This is a genomic window from Mesorhizobium sp. GW821-FHT04C10, assembly GCF_059420305.1.
Genome location: NZ_JBWKTL010000001.1, coordinates 6,656,420 through 6,671,785, shown reverse-complemented (window position 1 = coordinate 6,671,785; position 15,366 = coordinate 6,656,420). Strand labels below are relative to the sequence as shown.

The window sequence follows — 15,366 nt, the reverse complement described above, 5'->3', positions numbered from 1 at the left end:
CGTCCAGGCAGCGATAGACACGATCGCGCGGTTCGGCACGCCATCGTCGTCGATGGCGGCGGAGGGTACCCTTCCCTGGTCTGGAGTTATGGGGCGTCCCGGGCTGGCTGCCGGAACCCTTCGCTATGTAGTTGAGAAAGCGCGACCGATCTCCATGCCATCGTGGCGGTTCCCCCTGTCTGCCGGCTCGAACCACGCCCACGGCGTCCTCGAATGGATTGGGTCTGACCGAAGACCGCCTTCGCTTCGCTGCGCCTCGATCGTCTTCCCGCAACGTCCGCCGCCGGCTTTTTTCCGCCGCCCAACCACCCCATGCGGCAAGCCGGATGGGGACCCCGGTTCGGCTTTGCATCGCGAAACAAAAAAGCTGTCACCGGCCGCCTTTCATTGCGTTCCAGCCCTTCGGGTGCGGGGCCGATCGTCCCCGGTCTCACGACCACCATCGAGGCCGCGATGGGCGCGGCCCGATCAAACGGAAGGAACTACCAAAATGGCTACGATCGGCACTTTCTCCAGCACCGCTAAGGGCTTCAAGGGCTCCGTCAAGACGCTCAACCTCAACGTCAAGGCCGTGGACTTCGTCCCCGCCGAGGGCGACAACGAAAAGGGCCCGGACTACCGCATCTTCGCCGGCGCCACCGAGTTCGGCGCGGCCTGGAAGAAGACCTCTCGCGAGGGCCGCGACTACCACTCCGTCAAGCTCGACGATCCAAGCTTCCCCGCTCCGATCTATGCGAGCCTGGTCGAGACCGAAACCGAAGGGGAGTTCTCACTCATCTGGTCCCGCCGCGCCGCAGAGTGATCCGACCTAACACGAAGCCCCGCCGCAAGCGGGGCTTCGTCATGTTCAGGTCCGCCACTGCCTGGCAACTCTGTCAGGTGCAGCACGCTACGCCTTGGCGGGTGCCTTACGCGCCTTCTTCACCGGCGACTTGACTGCCGCTGGGGTCGTTTTCGCTGCTGCTGCGCGAGCAGCTCGTTTTGGTCTTTCAACCACGGCCGGCGCTACTGCCTTCCGGCCTAGCCCTATGGATTTCGCAAGAGCCGAGCGGGTGGCCGCGTAGCTCGGCGCCACCATCGGATAGTCGGACGGCAGGTTCCATTTCTGGCGGTAGTCGTCCGGGCTCAGATCGTAATGTGTAGCAAGGTGGCGCTTCAGAGACTTGAACTTTTTTCCATCTTCCAGGCAGACGATGTAGTCAGCTGTTACCGACTTCCTGATCGAGACTGCCGGCTCTTGCTTGACCACAGGTTCCGTCGCCGGCGTGCCGATCCCTTGCAGGGCGGCATGGATGTCACCGATCAGCTTCGGCAAGTCGCCGACCGGCACTGGATTGTTCGAAACATAGGCGGCGACAATGTCGGCGGCGATCGACACGATTTCCGTTTTGCTGTCTTGTTCGGTAGAAATGGTCATATAGTTTTCCTCTTGTCTTATCGGACGTACTAAAAGTCGTGGATTTACCCAATCCGCCAATCAGGCAAATAGTCCGTTTCCTCTCTACAATCCACATCTCTCCGCCAATTTTACAAAGGCAAGCTACGCTTTCATCGTTCCGATCGGCTGCGGATAACCTTGCCGATCCGTTGGAAAGCGAGGGACTTCCCCTCGCTTCCCCGCCAATGCTGCCTGTGCAGAGCAGGGCCGCCGGCTCGCAAAGCTGTCGACTGCCAGGAAGTCTCGCATCAACTCCATCAAGCTTCGCTCGACAGCGCAGCCCGGCTCTGCGCGCCGGCATTGGCCCCCATCACTCCCGCGCGCTCACGCGCCCCCGGAAGGCATGCCGGGGGACATGCCTTCGGCATCAACGGAAAAGGAGTGAGCACAATGAACATGACCACCATCATCAACAGCGAGAGCCAGCAGCAGGCGGCTTCCAGCGGCTTTCGCGTGGATATCTCGCGAGGCGAACGGATTGGCCGGGTTTCGTCGGAATGGTTCTCGCGTCCCAACGATGAGCGCTATCTGAGCCTGACCGAGCTTTACGATGCTGTGAAGCAGCGAGCGGACCGCGCCACCGCCCGGACCGTCGAGAGCCGCGCCGTGCGCGTCGAGGCCAGCCGCGACAATGCAGAGCGGCTTTCGCTTATCGTGCCCGGACAAGAGCAGCCGATTGCGCCGACACACTGGAGCTTCGGCCAGCTTTGCAGCCTTGTCAGCGCACCGGCGACCTACATGCGCCAACTTCCGGCACCGCTGGTCGGCATCAACTTGCAGCACGGCCTTTTGAGCCATCGTGCGGAATTGATAAAGACTCTTGAGACGGAAGACGGACGTGTCGAACTTCGCGCTGTGACCGGCCCGGACTACGGCCGCATCTGGGATCACGAGCTTGTCGCCGCCGTCATGAAGATAGCGGGCAACGGAACTGGCGACACCATTTGGAAGGTGCCGGGCGTTCTGGATTGGGCAACGATGACCCACAATCCTTTCGTAGACATCACCAAGGATACCACCACGCTTTATGCCAGCGACCGCGACGTATTCCTGTTCCTGGTGGACGACACACATCCGATCGAAGCTGGGCGCCTCCCGAACGGGGAACCGGATTTGTATTTTCGAGGCTTCTACTGCTGGAATTCGGAAGTCGGATCGAAGACGCTGGGCATTGCGAGTTTCTATCTCCGCGCTGTCTGCATGAACCGCAATCTGTGGGGCGTCGAAGGCTTCGAGGAAATCACGATCCGGCATTCGAAATTCGCCGCGCAGCGCTTTGCCCATGAGGCAGCTCCGGCACTGACGAGCTTTGCCAATTCAAGTCCGGCGCCGTTCGTCGCTGGGATTAAGGCCGCACGTGAGAAGATCGTCGCCCGTAGCGACGAAGACCGCGAAAGCTTCCTGCGCAAGCGCGGCTTTTCGAAGGGTGAAACGGGCAGGATCATCGAGACGGTATTGCAGGAGGAAGGCCGCCCGCCTGAAAGCATCTTCGATTTTGTGCAGGGCATGACAGCGCATGCCCGTAGCAAGGCGCATCAGGATAGCCGGCTTGAGCTCGAGGGGAAGGCAAAGGCCTTGTTGGAAAAGGCCGGGTGACAGTCATGATGCCGCGCGGCCGGACATCCGGCTGCGCGGCGTGATTGAAGAATCTTAGATCGATCTGTGACGCTGGCCGGTTTCGGCGGTGCCTTGGCTGCGGCCGCGGCTCGCCGGGCTCCGCCCGGCTCGCGAAACACACACACAGACGGTTTCCAAAAGACGAATACCTAGTATATTGGGTGGCAGTATATTAGGTAGCCGGTGACTCCTCCCCAATGATCTTGCGGGAGAGAGTAGCGAAGAATCTACGCCGGCTGAGACATGCCACTGGCTTGTCGCAGGAGGAGCTCGCGGATCGTGCCGACGTCAATCGTAACTATGTCGGTATGCTTGAGCGCGAGGAACACGCAGCCACAATCGATATGCTTGAAAAGCTCGCTGCAGTTCTGGATGTCGATCCAATCGAGTTCTTCCGATAAGGCTGTAGAGCAGCCCAGGAGCGCCTCAAAGGACCCAAGGCGTTTTCGGATTTCCGACGAGCAAAGGAATCTCTACGCAAAGCATGCGTGCCATGCTTAAGCCGCTCCTTGATCCCGATGTCGCCGACATTGCGCCGGATGCCCCGATCCTGACCGGCTATGATGAGGAGCGGTTGCTCACATACATCCGCCTTCTCGACGCGGCAGCCGAAGATGCGGACTGGCGCGAAGTCGCCAAGATTGTCCTGCATATAGACCCGGCCGAGGAACCAGAGCGGGCGTTCCGGTCATGGGAGACGCATCTTGCCCGTGCCCGCTGGATGACGACGAACGGCTATCGATATCTTCTTGCCGGCGGTGCGCCACACTGAGCGCCATGGTTTGCTGAATCAGCACAGCGGTTTGCCGACTCTCCAACTACCCGACTTGCGTATCGCAACGGATGCTCATTCCGAAGCCCCTGACTGATGCGGGTGCCGGGAGAGGACGTGGCACATTGCGAGGCGATTGGACCGATCCGGCTGCCTATGCGCACATGCGAGAATACGAAGCTGCGGAGTTCGCTGCCGAGTATCTAATCCGCAACGACGATTTCGTCGCCGAGTGCGTCCATCTTGCGTCACATCGCTCAGGCTCCGGAGAACTTGTCGGTCCGCCCAACTTCGCGGCCCGGTGGGGCGCGCGATTTCAAAACTACGCGCGACGACTTTCCGTTAGCTGAGAACATCGTCTGGACGGAGCAGGCCTCGCCGCGCCTACTCCGGGGCACACAGACACCTGCCGCGACTAGTCCAATCATACATCCTACCAGGCTCCACAACGTCAGCGTCTGGAAGCCGGGCGAAGAGTTCCAAGTGCTTTGGCCGGCTTTGGCCTCACCGCATCGTTTGGTTGCCGAGAGCCACGACGGTTCATTTGGCATCAATGCCATAATCCTGCCGCTCGACGACGCCTTCGAAACAAGATTGGACGCAGCGCGTCGGTTCTGGCGTGAACTAAACGGCCGACCGCACGGTCCTGCCTACGGCGCGCTGCCGCAGCAGACCAAGGCGAGGCACATTCTCAATCTGCGCGCTCATGACGCGCGCCGTGCTGGGGCCACCTACCGCGAGGTCGCGGAGGTGCTTTTGTCACGAGAGCCGATCGCACCTCGAGACTGGCGTGATCATCATCTCCGGCACAAGGTTCGGGCGATCCTGCGAAGGGCCGATCGTCTTGTGGCTGGTGGCTACCGCGACCTTCTCTTCTATCCGCACAGCCGCAGCCGAAAATCCGATCGCTGAAGCCCTTCTTCGCAGGGGTAGCAGAAACACATCCCCCGATGTTTGCCCTCCCTCGTCTTTTCTCATCTCGGCCATCGTCCGTTTCGCGCGTCCCGGCAGGCCAGGACGACAGCAAAACCGAACGGAGATCGAGCGATGTCGAAGGGTCCCGCGGACGCGCCCCAAAAATACCTGCGAACGAAGGAGGCGGCGCCAATCGTCGGCCTTTGCGCTCGCACGCTGGAAAAGCACCGGACCTACGGCACCGGACCAAAATACCGAAAGGTCGGTGGTCGCGTCCTCTACGACATCGATGATCTGCACGCCTGGATCGAGCTTGGTGCGCGCACTTCCACCAGCGATGCGAGCGCGACCTATGTTCCGCCCGCCAAGCCGCATGCCGCCCGCGCGCCGGCCTATGCCGGCAGACGCGATCGCGTCTCCTGACCTACAGGGGTCGCGGCTATGCGGCATCGTTCGGCCGACCAAGTTCAACTTGAGCTGTTCCATGCACGCTCCGGCGAGATGTCGCTGCGCGATGCGCAAGACCTCATGTCATGGCCGTTTTTCTCGCTCGCCAAATCCCGCCGCGTCGCCCCGATCGACTTTCGCATGGGCGACGTGTCGATCCGTGTCGAGGCGACGGTCGAACATGGCATGGCAACGATCTGGGACGCCGACATCCTGATCTGGGCAGCCTCGCAGATCGTCGATGCGCGCGACCGAGGACTGCGAACGTCCCGCCTGATGGCGGCGACACCGCACGAAATCCTCACCTGCATCGGTCGAGGAACGTCGGCGCGCGAGTACCTGCTGCTCAAGGCAGCGCTCGACCGGCTGCAGTCGACCACCGTTGCGACCTCGATCCGTCAGCCGACCGAGCGGCGGATGCATCGTTTCTCCTGGATCAATGAATGGAAAGAGTGTGCTCATCCGAATGGTCGACCGCTTGGCATCGAGCTTGTCCTGCCGGACTGGTTCTATGCCGGCATCATGGTCGACGCCTTTGTGCTCACCATAGACCGAGCCTACTTCGATCTGACTGGCGGCATCGAGCGCTGGCTCTATCGTCTCGTGCGCAAGCATGGTGGCAGGCAGGCGCATGGCTGGTCGTTCGACCTGCGCCACCTCCACCTCAAATCGGGCAGTCTCTCGGCCTACAAACGGTTCGCGTTCGAAATCCGCGACATCGTGCGCCGGCAGCCCTTGCCTGGTTATCGGCTGGCGCTCGGCCTCAACCGCGCCGGCGAACCGCTGCTGACCTTCAAGGCCCATCGCACTGAACCTTTCGCGCGCTCCCGATTGACAGCGACCATGGGGGAAAAGCTGTGAATCAGCTCGTCATTTCGGGAACTCGGGGACACGGGATTTCGGGAACCCGATCCTCGTCATTTCAGGAACCCAAACACCGCTTAACGCACGGAGCGGGCAGCCGAATTCGCGCCGCTAACTTATCTAACAGAGAATCCTTCGGATTCTTTCTAACGGAAAGCGCTGATCGGCGAGGCTGTGGACGACCGCGAAGCCATGATCGTTCGGCCACGCCGAGAACGCTCGACGCCCATTATTCCTCTCGAAGCTCGGCGGCTTCCTCCGATCCTCGTTTCGCCATCCTGACTGCCGGCCTTCAAGCATGGAGGGCAGCATGAGTGATCTCACCCACGTCGAGCTCGTCTGGCTGAAGAAGCGCATCGAGAACTACATCCGGTTTGGTCAGGTTGCTTCGAACAGGAACATCGACCGCAGTCGTCGTGTCATCTCCTTTGCGCCCGGCAGCATCTTCGCTTTTGTCCGATGGATGGCCAATGACTTCGGCACCGTCGCGTCCCGCATCGACATCCTGCGTGCTGTCACAGCCGGTCAGCGCTGCTCGACCGTCGCCTATGTGCGTCCCGGCGCCGAGATACTGCTCACGGTGACCGGATGGCCAAATGTCGAAAAAGTGCTGAAGATAATCGACGCCATCGAGGCGATCGGCATCGAGCCTGTCGATGTGTCGCCTGACTACTGGCGCCATGCCCACAGCCGGTTTGCCGCGCGCGAGACGCCCAGGCCTTACACACGCCAGCGCCATGAGGCCTGGCTCCTGCGCCGCAGGATTGAGCCATGAGCCGGCGCCTTGCGATTATCGCCATGATGCTGGGTGGCGCGGTTCTCGCCGTCGCTCCGGGGTGGATCGACCATCGACCGCGCTTCATCTGGAACGCATCGGCAAGTGTTCCCACTGGGCTTTATCGCGTCGAGCCGGCCGACAGGATCGGTGTCGCCGATATCGCCGTCGTCATGCCGCCCGAACCGCTCGCCAGCTTCCTGGCTGAGCGTCAATATCTGCCGAACGGCGTGCCGCTTCTGAAGCGCGTGTTGGCAATAAAAGGCACGACCGTCTGCCGCCAGGGCACCTCCATCATCGCCCAGGGCGTGACCGTCGGACTTGCGCGCGAGCGAGATAGTCGCGGCCGGCCGCTGCCCGTCTGGCGGGGCTGTCGCGTGATCGCCGCCGGCGAAGTCTTTCTGATGAATCGGGGCGTGGCCGACAGTTTTGACGGCCGCTATTTCGGCCCGCTGCCGCTCACCTCGATCATTGGTCGTGCGGCTCCTGTCTGGGTCGCCGACACCACCTCTCCAGCGCGGAAAGTTTCCAACGATCGCGTTCCAGGCGAGCCGTGAAGGCTCGCGCCAATCATCCCCAAACGCTCATGAAAGGAGCACCGCAATGGCCCAGATCGGCACTTTCATCCGAAACGACGACGGCTTCTTCGGTAACGTCTCGACGCTGACGCTCGACGCCAAGCTTGCCATCTTGCCCGCCGAGAAATCGGATGCCGAGAACGCGCCGGATCATCGCATCTTCTGCGAAGGCATGGAGATCGGCGCGGCGTGGGAACGCACCGGCGAGAAGGCTGGCAACTATCTGTCTGTTTCCATCGACGACCCGTCCTTCACGCAGCCGATCCGCGCCAATCTGTTTCAGTCCGATGCCGAGAAAAGCGTCTGGGCCTTGCACTGGAGCCGGCCATCCAAGCGTGACGAGCCAGGTTGATCGGATGCCCCGACCGCGCGACAGCGAACCGTTCGCAGCAAACCCTTTGATCGATCGGGCGCTGGTCAAACCCTTCGACCCGATCGCCTGCCAGGCGGCTGCCGCGCGCAGCGAAGGTCAAGGGCGGTCGGACGCTTGCCAGTCGCTGCGGACGCTCATCTCCCAGAAATTTCCGGCAAGCAAGTCCGGCCGGCGAAGCCTTGCCCTTGACGGGAGCGAGCACGGTGGCAGGGTTTCCGCGCGTCGGGACAGCGGTGCATGCGCTGTCATCCGGCGAGGCGTGACGATGTTCTGTGCATGCGTCATGCTCCTTCCTTCTGCATCGGCGGTTTACGCAGAACCTCCCTCTCATGGCGAGGGGCCGGCTCTCTCTAACGCCAAGACTTCGTCCGCTGATTCCTGGTCGGCTCATATCCAGGAAGCCGCGAAACGCTTTGCTATTCCTGAGCGGCTGCTGCGCGCCGTCATGCAGGTCGAGAGCGTTGGCGATGTTCATGCGGTGTCGAGCAAGGGCGCGATGGGCCTGATGCAGATCATGCCGGCGACCTGGGAAGAACTACGAGCCAAACACGGTCTTGGTGGTGATCCTTATCAGCCGCGCGACAACATTTTTGCAGGTGCGGCGTATCTGCGCGAGATGCTCGACCGGTTCGGTCGCAACGGATTCCTCGCTGCTTACAATGCCGGTCCGCAGCGCTACGAAGAGCATCTTGTTACCGACCGTCCGCTGCCGCGCGAGACGATCGACTACGTCAGGAAACTGGCGCCGCTGATCAATGGTTTGGTTCCTATTGCGACGCGGGCATCGCAACGGGCGGGCAGGGCGAGCGCACCTGATTCGGCGGTTTTCGTGCACACCCGCGACATCCGAAATGTCGCTGCATCGGATGGCGGCCGTGACGAAGATGCTGCCTCTGGGACGATGTTTGCAGCGGTCCATTCGTCCAGTGTGCGGTCGCCGATGGGCGGTGCCGTCACCGATCTGACGGGACTTTTACCGCAATCTCACGGCTCGTCCGGCGGGGATGCATCCGCGCCGAAGCCCGCTGCAGGCAGTCTGTTCGTGCAGCGGCTTTCCGTGACATCGCGATGATTGCCGCATTCCTGGTCAATCGCATTCCGGCCTGCTCTATCGCGGAAGTTGCGGTGGATGGATGGCTGATGGAGGAGGGTGGCGAGGGATGGCAGGATAAAGGGCCGCGATGTGCGGCTCGGTCGGTCGATTGTTTTTCTTACTGTTTTTGCTCCGATTTGCGATGTGCTCATGCAAACGGCGACGTGCGCTATCGTCATTTTCTCAATCTTTCCCGTAGAAATCGCACCTCGCGGGCTTTGCGGCCATGACTCGTGACAATGACTTTCGCGTCCGCCCCGGCCGTATCCGCTCTCGCGCCGGCCAGCGCGCACGCCCTTTTCTCGTCCAGGCACTCGCAGCGGCACAACGGACGGGCGGTCATATCTCGCGCAAAGGTCGGATCATTTCGCCACGGAACTCCACCTTCGGTCGCGGCCGGTCGGCAAGCATTCGAGCCAATCGCCTCATCACCGGCCGCTCGCGCGGTGCCATTGTCAAAGCGCGCGTCGTTCGCCAATTCAGAAGCTCGGCGCCGCTCGCTGCTCATCTCAAATACCTTCGTCGCGAGGGCGTGACACGCGACGGCGAGAAGGCGACGATGTTTGGTCCTGACACGGACGAGGCCGATCACGAGGTCTTTGCCGATCGGTGCAAGGAGGACCGGCACCATTTCCGTTTCATCGTCTCACCCGATGACGCCCACGAGTTGGGCGACCTCAAAGGCATCGCCCGTAACCTGATGGTCGACATGGAGCGGGATCTCGGCACGAAGCTCGATTGGATCGGCGTTGACCATTGGAACACCGAACATCCGCACGTTCATATTCTTGTGCGCGGCGTAGCCGACGATGGCGAGAACCTCGTCATCTCACGCGACTACATCCGCCAGGGCATGCGCGACCGGGCGAGCGATGTACTCACCCAGACATTGGGACTCCGAACCAACCGAGATATTCGCCAGACCATCGAGCGACAGGTCGACACGGAGCGTTGGACGCAGCTCGACCGCCAGCTCGTTCGCGACGCAGATCGCCATGGCACTATCGATCTCGCACTTCACCCTGATAGCCCGCCGGACGAATTTCTGACGCTCAAGGTCGGGCGGCTCCGCAGACTTGAAAGCCTCGGCCTCGCCAGCGAGGTCGGCCCGGGCCAATGGATCATGGCGGATGAAGCCGAACCCACCTTGCGCGCGCTTGGCGAGCGCGGTGACATCATCAAGCGCATGCATCGCAGCCTAACCGGCCATGGGATCGACAAAGGAGCAGCCGATTACGTCCTTGCAGCTGAGCAGATCGACACACCTATGATCGGTCGGCTGTTGGAGCGGGGGCTCGACGATGAGCTACAAGGCTCGGCTTATGCCATCGTGGACGGCATAGACGGTCGTGCCTATCACATCCGGTTTCAAGATCTAGACGCTACCGGCGATTCCGCCCGTGGCTCGATCGTCGAGCTTCGTCGTTACGAGGATGCGAAGGGCCGCGGCCGCGTTGCACTCGCCGTCCGCTCCGACCCCTCGATTGAAGAACAAATCCATGCCCACGGTTCGACTTGGCTGGACCGTCAGCTCGTCGCGCGTGCACACGTCGAAGTTGGGGAGGGCGGCTTTGGTAGGGAAGTGAAGCAGGCGCTAAAGGATCGCGCCGATCACCTTATTGAGCAGGGCCTTGCACGGCGCGAAGATCAACGCATCGTCTTCGATCGCAATCTGATCGACACGCTACGCGACCGTGAGGTGGACACGTTCGGTGCTCATCTCGCTGCCAAGATCGGGCTACCGTTCACCAAGACTTCGGAAGGCGAACAAATAGCTGGCATCTACCGGCAGCGCTTGTCGCTCGCCTCCGGCCGCTTCGCGATGATCGACGATGGGCTCGGTTTCAAGCTCGTGCCATGGGCGCCATCGCTCGACAAGCAACTGGGCAGGCATGTTACTGGCGTTGCCCGATTAAGGAATGTCGTCGATTGGAATTTCGGAAGGAGGCGAACTCTCGGGTTGTGAATAGCGCCAACCCTTGGCATCAAGATGTCTGCCTTGTTGGCAGTGGGTTGTGCCGGTTCGGTCACTCGCAACTGCGAACAGCAGCAGACGCCGCCGACGTCGAAGCGCGAGCGGCTGCCACGGCGACGATAAGGTCGACTAAGTGCAAGTGGAGTGCGTCCTCTCCCTTGGGGAGAGGCATAGTATACAGACCGTAGACATGATCACGTGGCGGTTTGTCGATACCGGCGCTAAATCCTGCATTGTGCAGATCCTGGACGGCTCCGTTAAGCCACCAAGCCTCTTTTTCGCTCAATATATCGCAAGCACAAATTCCCACGCATTGTGCAAGCCAGTCACTTCGGCGTCGGATTTCTTCCGTGCCGGTGATCCGACGCCCGAAGAAATCGTGAGGAAAAGCTACACATGCCGCCGTGCGTATACGAACGAAGAAATCTGGCGGCAGCGTAGTGACAAGTCGCTTAAAGAGCGCTTCCGCGACGTGCGGTGATATAATGAACTGCTGGCCTGATTGGTCCTGCTGCCATAGACCCTGTGTCAACAAATCCCGAGCGTCACTCGGTCCATCTGTACCCAATTGCGCTATGATCGCCTCGAAGCGATCAATGAACATAAAGACAAGGTTGTTCTTGCGTTTTCCGGCAGTGAGGGCTGCTTCGCCCCATGCTAGCGCTGTCTCGAACAAAACCGGCCCTTCGCCATCGACGTGAAACAACGGCAGGTCCGGGAATTTCAGTTCGCCAAAGGGCATGCCTTGGTCTTTTGCCCAATCGCGAACAGTGTGCAGATCGCGAGCTTGCCCCACAGGGAAACCTGCCCTTGTATTGTATTTTACCCGCATGGCGACCGCGCCAAATCGTTGACTGCCGATAGCCTTGCGCAGTGCTTTTGCCATTTTCAGAAAGCGACTGCCTGTTATCGCATCGTCGACAAAGAGGACGAAAGGGGCGGCCGCAACGGTCGGTTCCGCCGCCAAATCCTTCGCGGAGTCCGTGACAGTTCTGCCCTTGAGTGCCTTATCGTTGCGCGGACACCCCCATTCAACCACTTCGATAAAAAAGCCGTGCGCTTCCGCGACACGTCGGAGGACCGCTACCGGGACCGAGTTTCCAAGTGGTGCCTCGATCAAGACGACATGTCGATGACCGGCGCTGACAAGCCAGTCTACGAGGTCGACTGCCATTTGCGCCAGCGTGTCGAATTGCTCCCGGCCCACCTCGAACAAACCGTCTGCGCCTCGACGCAAGACCGCCTCGACAAGAGGGATCTGGATGGGCGCTCCGCTCACAGCAGATTCAACGCCGAAAAATAGGTTCAAAGTTTCAGCAGCCATGAACTGCGCCGCTGCACGGCCGGTTGCGTCCATACCGGCTTGCGGCGCAAAAAAGCGGCGTTTGTCCCAAAATTCGGTCAAAGCGCTGTGCTGAACCTTATTCTCGGCAAGCATCTCAATGGATGCTTCATCTATGATCCCTACATCGGCGCAAAACTGCGTGAGCGCCGCGCGCAGTTCATCGGGTCCGACGAACCGATGGCGGGCTGCAATTACTGCCGAGGTTCCGAACCGTCGATTTTCGGATTCGTCGCGAACGATCTGCATGGCGAGATAGGCCGGGCTTACATGACAAGTTGAGTGTTTTAGCATGTTGCGAAAGAGAGCACGCCTATTCGTCATTCCGAGTCTGTCCACGCAATCGCTCTGTAGCGCCTAGGGTGCTGTATCCAGCAAGCCGAGCCGGGCGCGCCGACCCACACCGGCAGCAGGGAAGTTAACGGAATCACCACCACACGACCAAGTCACCGCAAGAGGCAGCTCTGGAGACAAGAATGCGTCCATATTCGTCTCGTATTCGCATATGGGGCATGTGACTTGGCTCTGGTTGCCGCAAGAGCCGTCGGATCTGGCCAACGCCCTGCATCGCATTTAGCAGGTCTCTCAACGTCGGAACACACGGCGTTACTTAGACCGGCGTTTTCCTCTTGCTATCATGGCCCGCCAAATTTCCTATCCAACCTCAACCCACCGAGGAGAGAGGGACGACGTGCCCACGACCAGGATACTGTGGGGGCAGCTCCTTGCGGTCCTTATGATCGTTCTCGTCGCTATCTCGTGCGCGACACAGTGGACGGCGTGGCGGCTCGGCTTTCAGCCGCAACTCGGTTCGCCCTGGTTTGAACTGGCGGGCCAGCCGATCTATTCGCCCCCAGCTTTTTTCTGGTGGTGGTTTTTCTACGACGCTTACGCACCTCGGGTTTTCTTCGAGGCCGCCCTCATCGCCACCAGCGGCAGCTTCATAGCTATCGCAGTGGCCATTGGCATGTCGGTATGGCGGGCGCGGGAGGCGAAGCATGCGGCCACCTACGGTTCGGCTCGCTGGGCAACGCGCGGCGAAATCGCGGCCGCAGGCATGACCGGCTTGGACGGCGTGGTGCTCGGCAAGCTCGACCGCGACTATCTCCGTCACGACGGTCCTGAACACGTTCTGTGCTTCGCGCCGACCCGAAGCGGCAAGGGTGTCGGCCTCGTCGTGCCGTCCCTGCTGACCTGGCCGGGCTCGGCGATCGTCCACGACATCAAGGGTGAGAACTGGGAACTGACGGCCGGATGGCGCTCGCGCTTTGGCCGCGTACTGCTGTTCGATCCGACCAATCCCTCATCGGCTGCCTACAATCCCCTGCTGGAAGTCCGGCGAGGCGAATGGGAGGTGCGAGATGTGCAGAACGTGGCCGACGTCCTCGTTGATCCCGAGGGGTCGTTGGAACGCCGGAACCATTGGGAAAAGACCAGCCACGCACTCCTGGTCGGCGCCATCCTGCATGTTCTCTATGCAGAGAAGGACAAGACGCTCGCCGGCGTTGCGAACTTCCTCTCCGATCCGCAACGGGCGATCGAAACGACACTACGCACCATGATGCTGACGCGGCATCTGGGCGACGCCGGTCCACATCCGGTCGTGGCATCGGCGGCGCGCGAACTGCTCAACAAGTCAGAGAATGAGCGGTCCGGGGTGCTATCGACGGCCATGAGTTTTCTGGGCCTTTACCGCGATCCGGTTGTGGCCAAGGTGACGTCTCGTTGCGATTGGCGGATCGCTGACCTTGGCGAGGGCGTGCGGCCGACGACACTCTATCTGGTCGTGCCGCCGTCAGACATCAGTCGCACAAAACCGCTCATCCGCCTCGTGCTTAACCAGATCGGCCGCAGATTGACGGAGGATCTCCATGCGAAGGATCATCGCCAGCGCCTGCTGATGATGCTCGACGAGTTCCCCGCGCTGGGCCGACTCGACTTCTTCGAAAGCGCGCTGGCCTTCATGGCGGGCTACGGCATCAAGTCTTTCCTGATTGCGCAGTCACTCAACCAGATCGAAAAAGCCTACGGGCCGAACAATTCTATTCTCGACAACTGCCATGTGCGCGTCAGCTTTGCCACCAATGACGAGCGCACAGCTAAGCGCGTCTCCGACTCGCTGGGAACAGGAACCGAGATGCGCGCCATGAAGAACTATGCCGGACACAGACTTTCACCTTGGCTCGGGCATCTGATGGTGTCGCGGCAGGAAACGGCGCGCGCCCTGATGACTCCCGGCGAGATCATGCAACTTCCGCCGACCGATGCCATAGTCATGGTGTCAGGCCTGTTCCCGATCCGAGCGAAGAAGGCGCGGTACTTCGCCGATCCGCGCGTTGCCGAGCGTGTCCTCCCGCCGCCGAAGCCTGGAGAGAGCAAGAACACGTCACGACCCGACGATTGGACTGGCGCAACAGTCCCTGTGGCATTGGAAGGCAATTTTCTGCAACCGAAGCCCTCCCTGGGTCCACAGGATGAGGATCCGGCAAATGGCGGCATACGCCGCCAGCCCGAGATTCCCGAACACGAGGACATCGCGCCGGAGCGAACAACACAGCGCGACGACGAGTTCGACCTTGACCGGGACGAACCTGACGATGACGCTGTCCGTCGGCGCTCGGTCGACCAGGTGATGCGGCGCGCCGCACGGCAGGCCGCCCTCGATCCCAATGACGGCATCGAGCTTTGAGCCCATGAAGAACGCGAAGAAGAAACGACTCTCTGCCTATCTTGACCCAGACGTGATGAACGCGCTGGCCGACTACGCGGCGCGGCGCGACGTGTCGCTGTCGCTGATCGCCGAAGCTGCAATCGCCTCTTTGCTTTCGCCAGATGCCGAGGAGCGAAAGGAAGCGGCGATCGCCCGACGCCTGGACCAGATCGACCGGCGCGTGCAGCGCGTCGAGCGCGACGTCGGCATCGCCATCGAGACGCTGGCGCTATTCGTCCGCTTCTGGCTCACCTCAACTCCGGCTTTGCCGGAATCCGCCCAGGCCGAAGCTCGCGCAAAAGGCTTGCAGCGCTACGATGGTTTTGTCGACGCGCTCGGTCGCAGGCTGAGCAAAGGACCAAAGCTCCGGCAGGAAATCGCCGAGGACGTGCCCGCGGCACTGCCAGTCGACGCGGACGATTTGCCTGCGGGTTAGGCCCGAGCCGAGCTCGCCATTTCCGCCGCAC

17 protein-coding genes are annotated in these 15,366 nt (G+C 61.1%); 15 read left to right on the top strand and 2 right to left on the bottom strand.

Features of this window, described 5'->3' with window-relative positions; translation table 11 throughout:
- Window positions 1-490: 490 nt before the first annotated feature.
- Window positions 491-802 carry a DUF736 domain-containing protein gene (locus tag AC07UC_RS31970; protein ID WP_494908666.1) on the top strand — a complete coding sequence of 104 codons (312 nt, stop codon included), beginning with the start codon at window positions 491-493 and terminating at the stop codon, window positions 800-802.
- Between the two features lie 87 nt (window positions 803-889).
- On the opposite strand, the gene AC07UC_RS31965 is transcribed toward AC07UC_RS31970, so the two are convergent.
- Window positions 890-1,417: a Ros/MucR family transcriptional regulator gene (locus AC07UC_RS31965; protein ID WP_494908665.1), complete on the bottom strand. Its 528-nt coding sequence runs from the start codon at window positions 1,415-1,417 to the stop codon at window positions 890-892.
- Between the two features lie 417 nt (window positions 1,418-1,834).
- Between AC07UC_RS31965 and AC07UC_RS31960 the strand changes: the two genes are divergently transcribed.
- From AC07UC_RS31960 to AC07UC_RS31905, 12 genes are all read left to right on the top strand, one after another.
- Window positions 1,835-3,034: a DUF932 domain-containing protein gene (locus AC07UC_RS31960; RefSeq protein WP_494909022.1), complete on the top strand. Its 1,200-nt coding sequence runs from the start codon at window positions 1,835-1,837 to the stop codon at window positions 3,032-3,034.
- A gap of 218 nt (window positions 3,035-3,252) precedes the next feature.
- Window positions 3,253-3,456: a helix-turn-helix domain-containing protein gene (locus tag AC07UC_RS31955; RefSeq protein WP_494908664.1), complete on the top strand. Its 204-nt coding sequence runs from the start codon at window positions 3,253-3,255 to the stop codon at window positions 3,454-3,456.
- Window positions 3,457-3,548: 92 nt separating this feature from the next.
- Complete coding sequence (locus tag AC07UC_RS31950; protein WP_494908663.1) at window positions 3,549-3,827, top strand: DNA -binding domain-containing protein; 279 nt, start codon at window positions 3,549-3,551, stop codon at window positions 3,825-3,827.
- 71 nt (window positions 3,828-3,898) lie between these two features.
- A complete protein-coding gene (locus AC07UC_RS31945) occupies window positions 3,899-4,177 on the top strand; it encodes a transcriptional regulator domain-containing protein (protein WP_494908662.1) in 279 nt (92 codons plus the stop codon).
- Window positions 4,178-4,310: 133 nt separating this feature from the next.
- Window positions 4,311-4,739: a DUF2285 domain-containing protein gene (locus AC07UC_RS31940; protein ID WP_494908660.1), complete on the top strand. Its 429-nt coding sequence runs from the start codon at window positions 4,311-4,313 to the stop codon at window positions 4,737-4,739.
- 135 nt (window positions 4,740-4,874) lie between these two features.
- A complete protein-coding gene (locus AC07UC_RS31935; RefSeq protein WP_494908658.1) occupies window positions 4,875-5,165 on the top strand; it encodes a helix-turn-helix transcriptional regulator in 291 nt (96 codons plus the stop codon).
- Window positions 5,166-5,183: 18 nt separating this feature from the next.
- Entirely contained in the window at window positions 5,184-6,050 is an 867-nt protein-coding gene (locus AC07UC_RS31930) for a replication initiator protein A (protein WP_494908657.1), read from the top strand.
- Between the two features lie 313 nt (window positions 6,051-6,363).
- Window positions 6,364-6,828 carry a DUF2840 domain-containing protein gene (locus tag AC07UC_RS31925; protein ID WP_494908656.1) on the top strand — a complete coding sequence of 155 codons (465 nt, stop codon included), beginning with the start codon at window positions 6,364-6,366 and terminating at the stop codon, window positions 6,826-6,828.
- Window positions 6,825-7,385: a S26 family signal peptidase gene (locus tag AC07UC_RS31920; protein WP_494908655.1), complete on the top strand. Its 561-nt coding sequence runs from the start codon at window positions 6,825-6,827 to the stop codon at window positions 7,383-7,385. Before AC07UC_RS31925 ends, AC07UC_RS31920 begins: the two co-directional genes overlap by 4 nt.
- 46 nt (window positions 7,386-7,431) lie before the next feature.
- The gene (locus tag AC07UC_RS31915) at window positions 7,432-7,758 is read left to right on the top strand and encodes a DUF736 domain-containing protein (protein WP_494908654.1); all 327 of its coding nucleotides are present in this window, start codon (window positions 7,432-7,434) and stop codon (window positions 7,756-7,758) included.
- Complete coding sequence (locus AC07UC_RS31910; RefSeq protein WP_494908653.1) at window positions 7,742-8,851, top strand: lytic transglycosylase domain-containing protein; 1,110 nt, start codon at window positions 7,742-7,744, stop codon at window positions 8,849-8,851. Before AC07UC_RS31915 ends, AC07UC_RS31910 begins: the two co-directional genes overlap by 17 nt.
- Before the next feature lie 247 nt (window positions 8,852-9,098).
- On the top strand, window positions 9,099-10,838 hold the full coding sequence (locus AC07UC_RS31905; RefSeq protein WP_494908652.1) for a relaxase/mobilization nuclease domain-containing protein: 1,740 nt from the start codon (window positions 9,099-9,101) through the stop codon (window positions 10,836-10,838).
- A gap of 61 nt (window positions 10,839-10,899) precedes the next feature.
- On the opposite strand, the gene AC07UC_RS31900 is transcribed toward AC07UC_RS31905, so the two are convergent.
- Complete coding sequence (locus AC07UC_RS31900; RefSeq protein ID WP_494908651.1) at window positions 10,900-12,513, bottom strand: hypothetical protein; 1,614 nt, start codon at window positions 12,511-12,513, stop codon at window positions 10,900-10,902.
- A gap of 367 nt (window positions 12,514-12,880) precedes the next feature.
- Between AC07UC_RS31900 and AC07UC_RS31895 the strand changes: the two genes are divergently transcribed.
- Both AC07UC_RS31895 and AC07UC_RS31890 read left to right on the top strand, forming a co-directional pair.
- Window positions 12,881-14,878 carry a conjugal transfer protein TraG gene (locus AC07UC_RS31895; RefSeq protein ID WP_494909021.1) on the top strand — a complete coding sequence of 666 codons (1,998 nt, stop codon included), beginning with the start codon at window positions 12,881-12,883 and terminating at the stop codon, window positions 14,876-14,878.
- 4 nt (window positions 14,879-14,882) lie between these two features.
- Entirely contained in the window at window positions 14,883-15,335 is a 453-nt protein-coding gene (locus tag AC07UC_RS31890) for a CopG family transcriptional regulator (RefSeq protein WP_494908650.1), read from the top strand.
- Window positions 15,336-15,366: the final 31 nt, after the last annotated feature.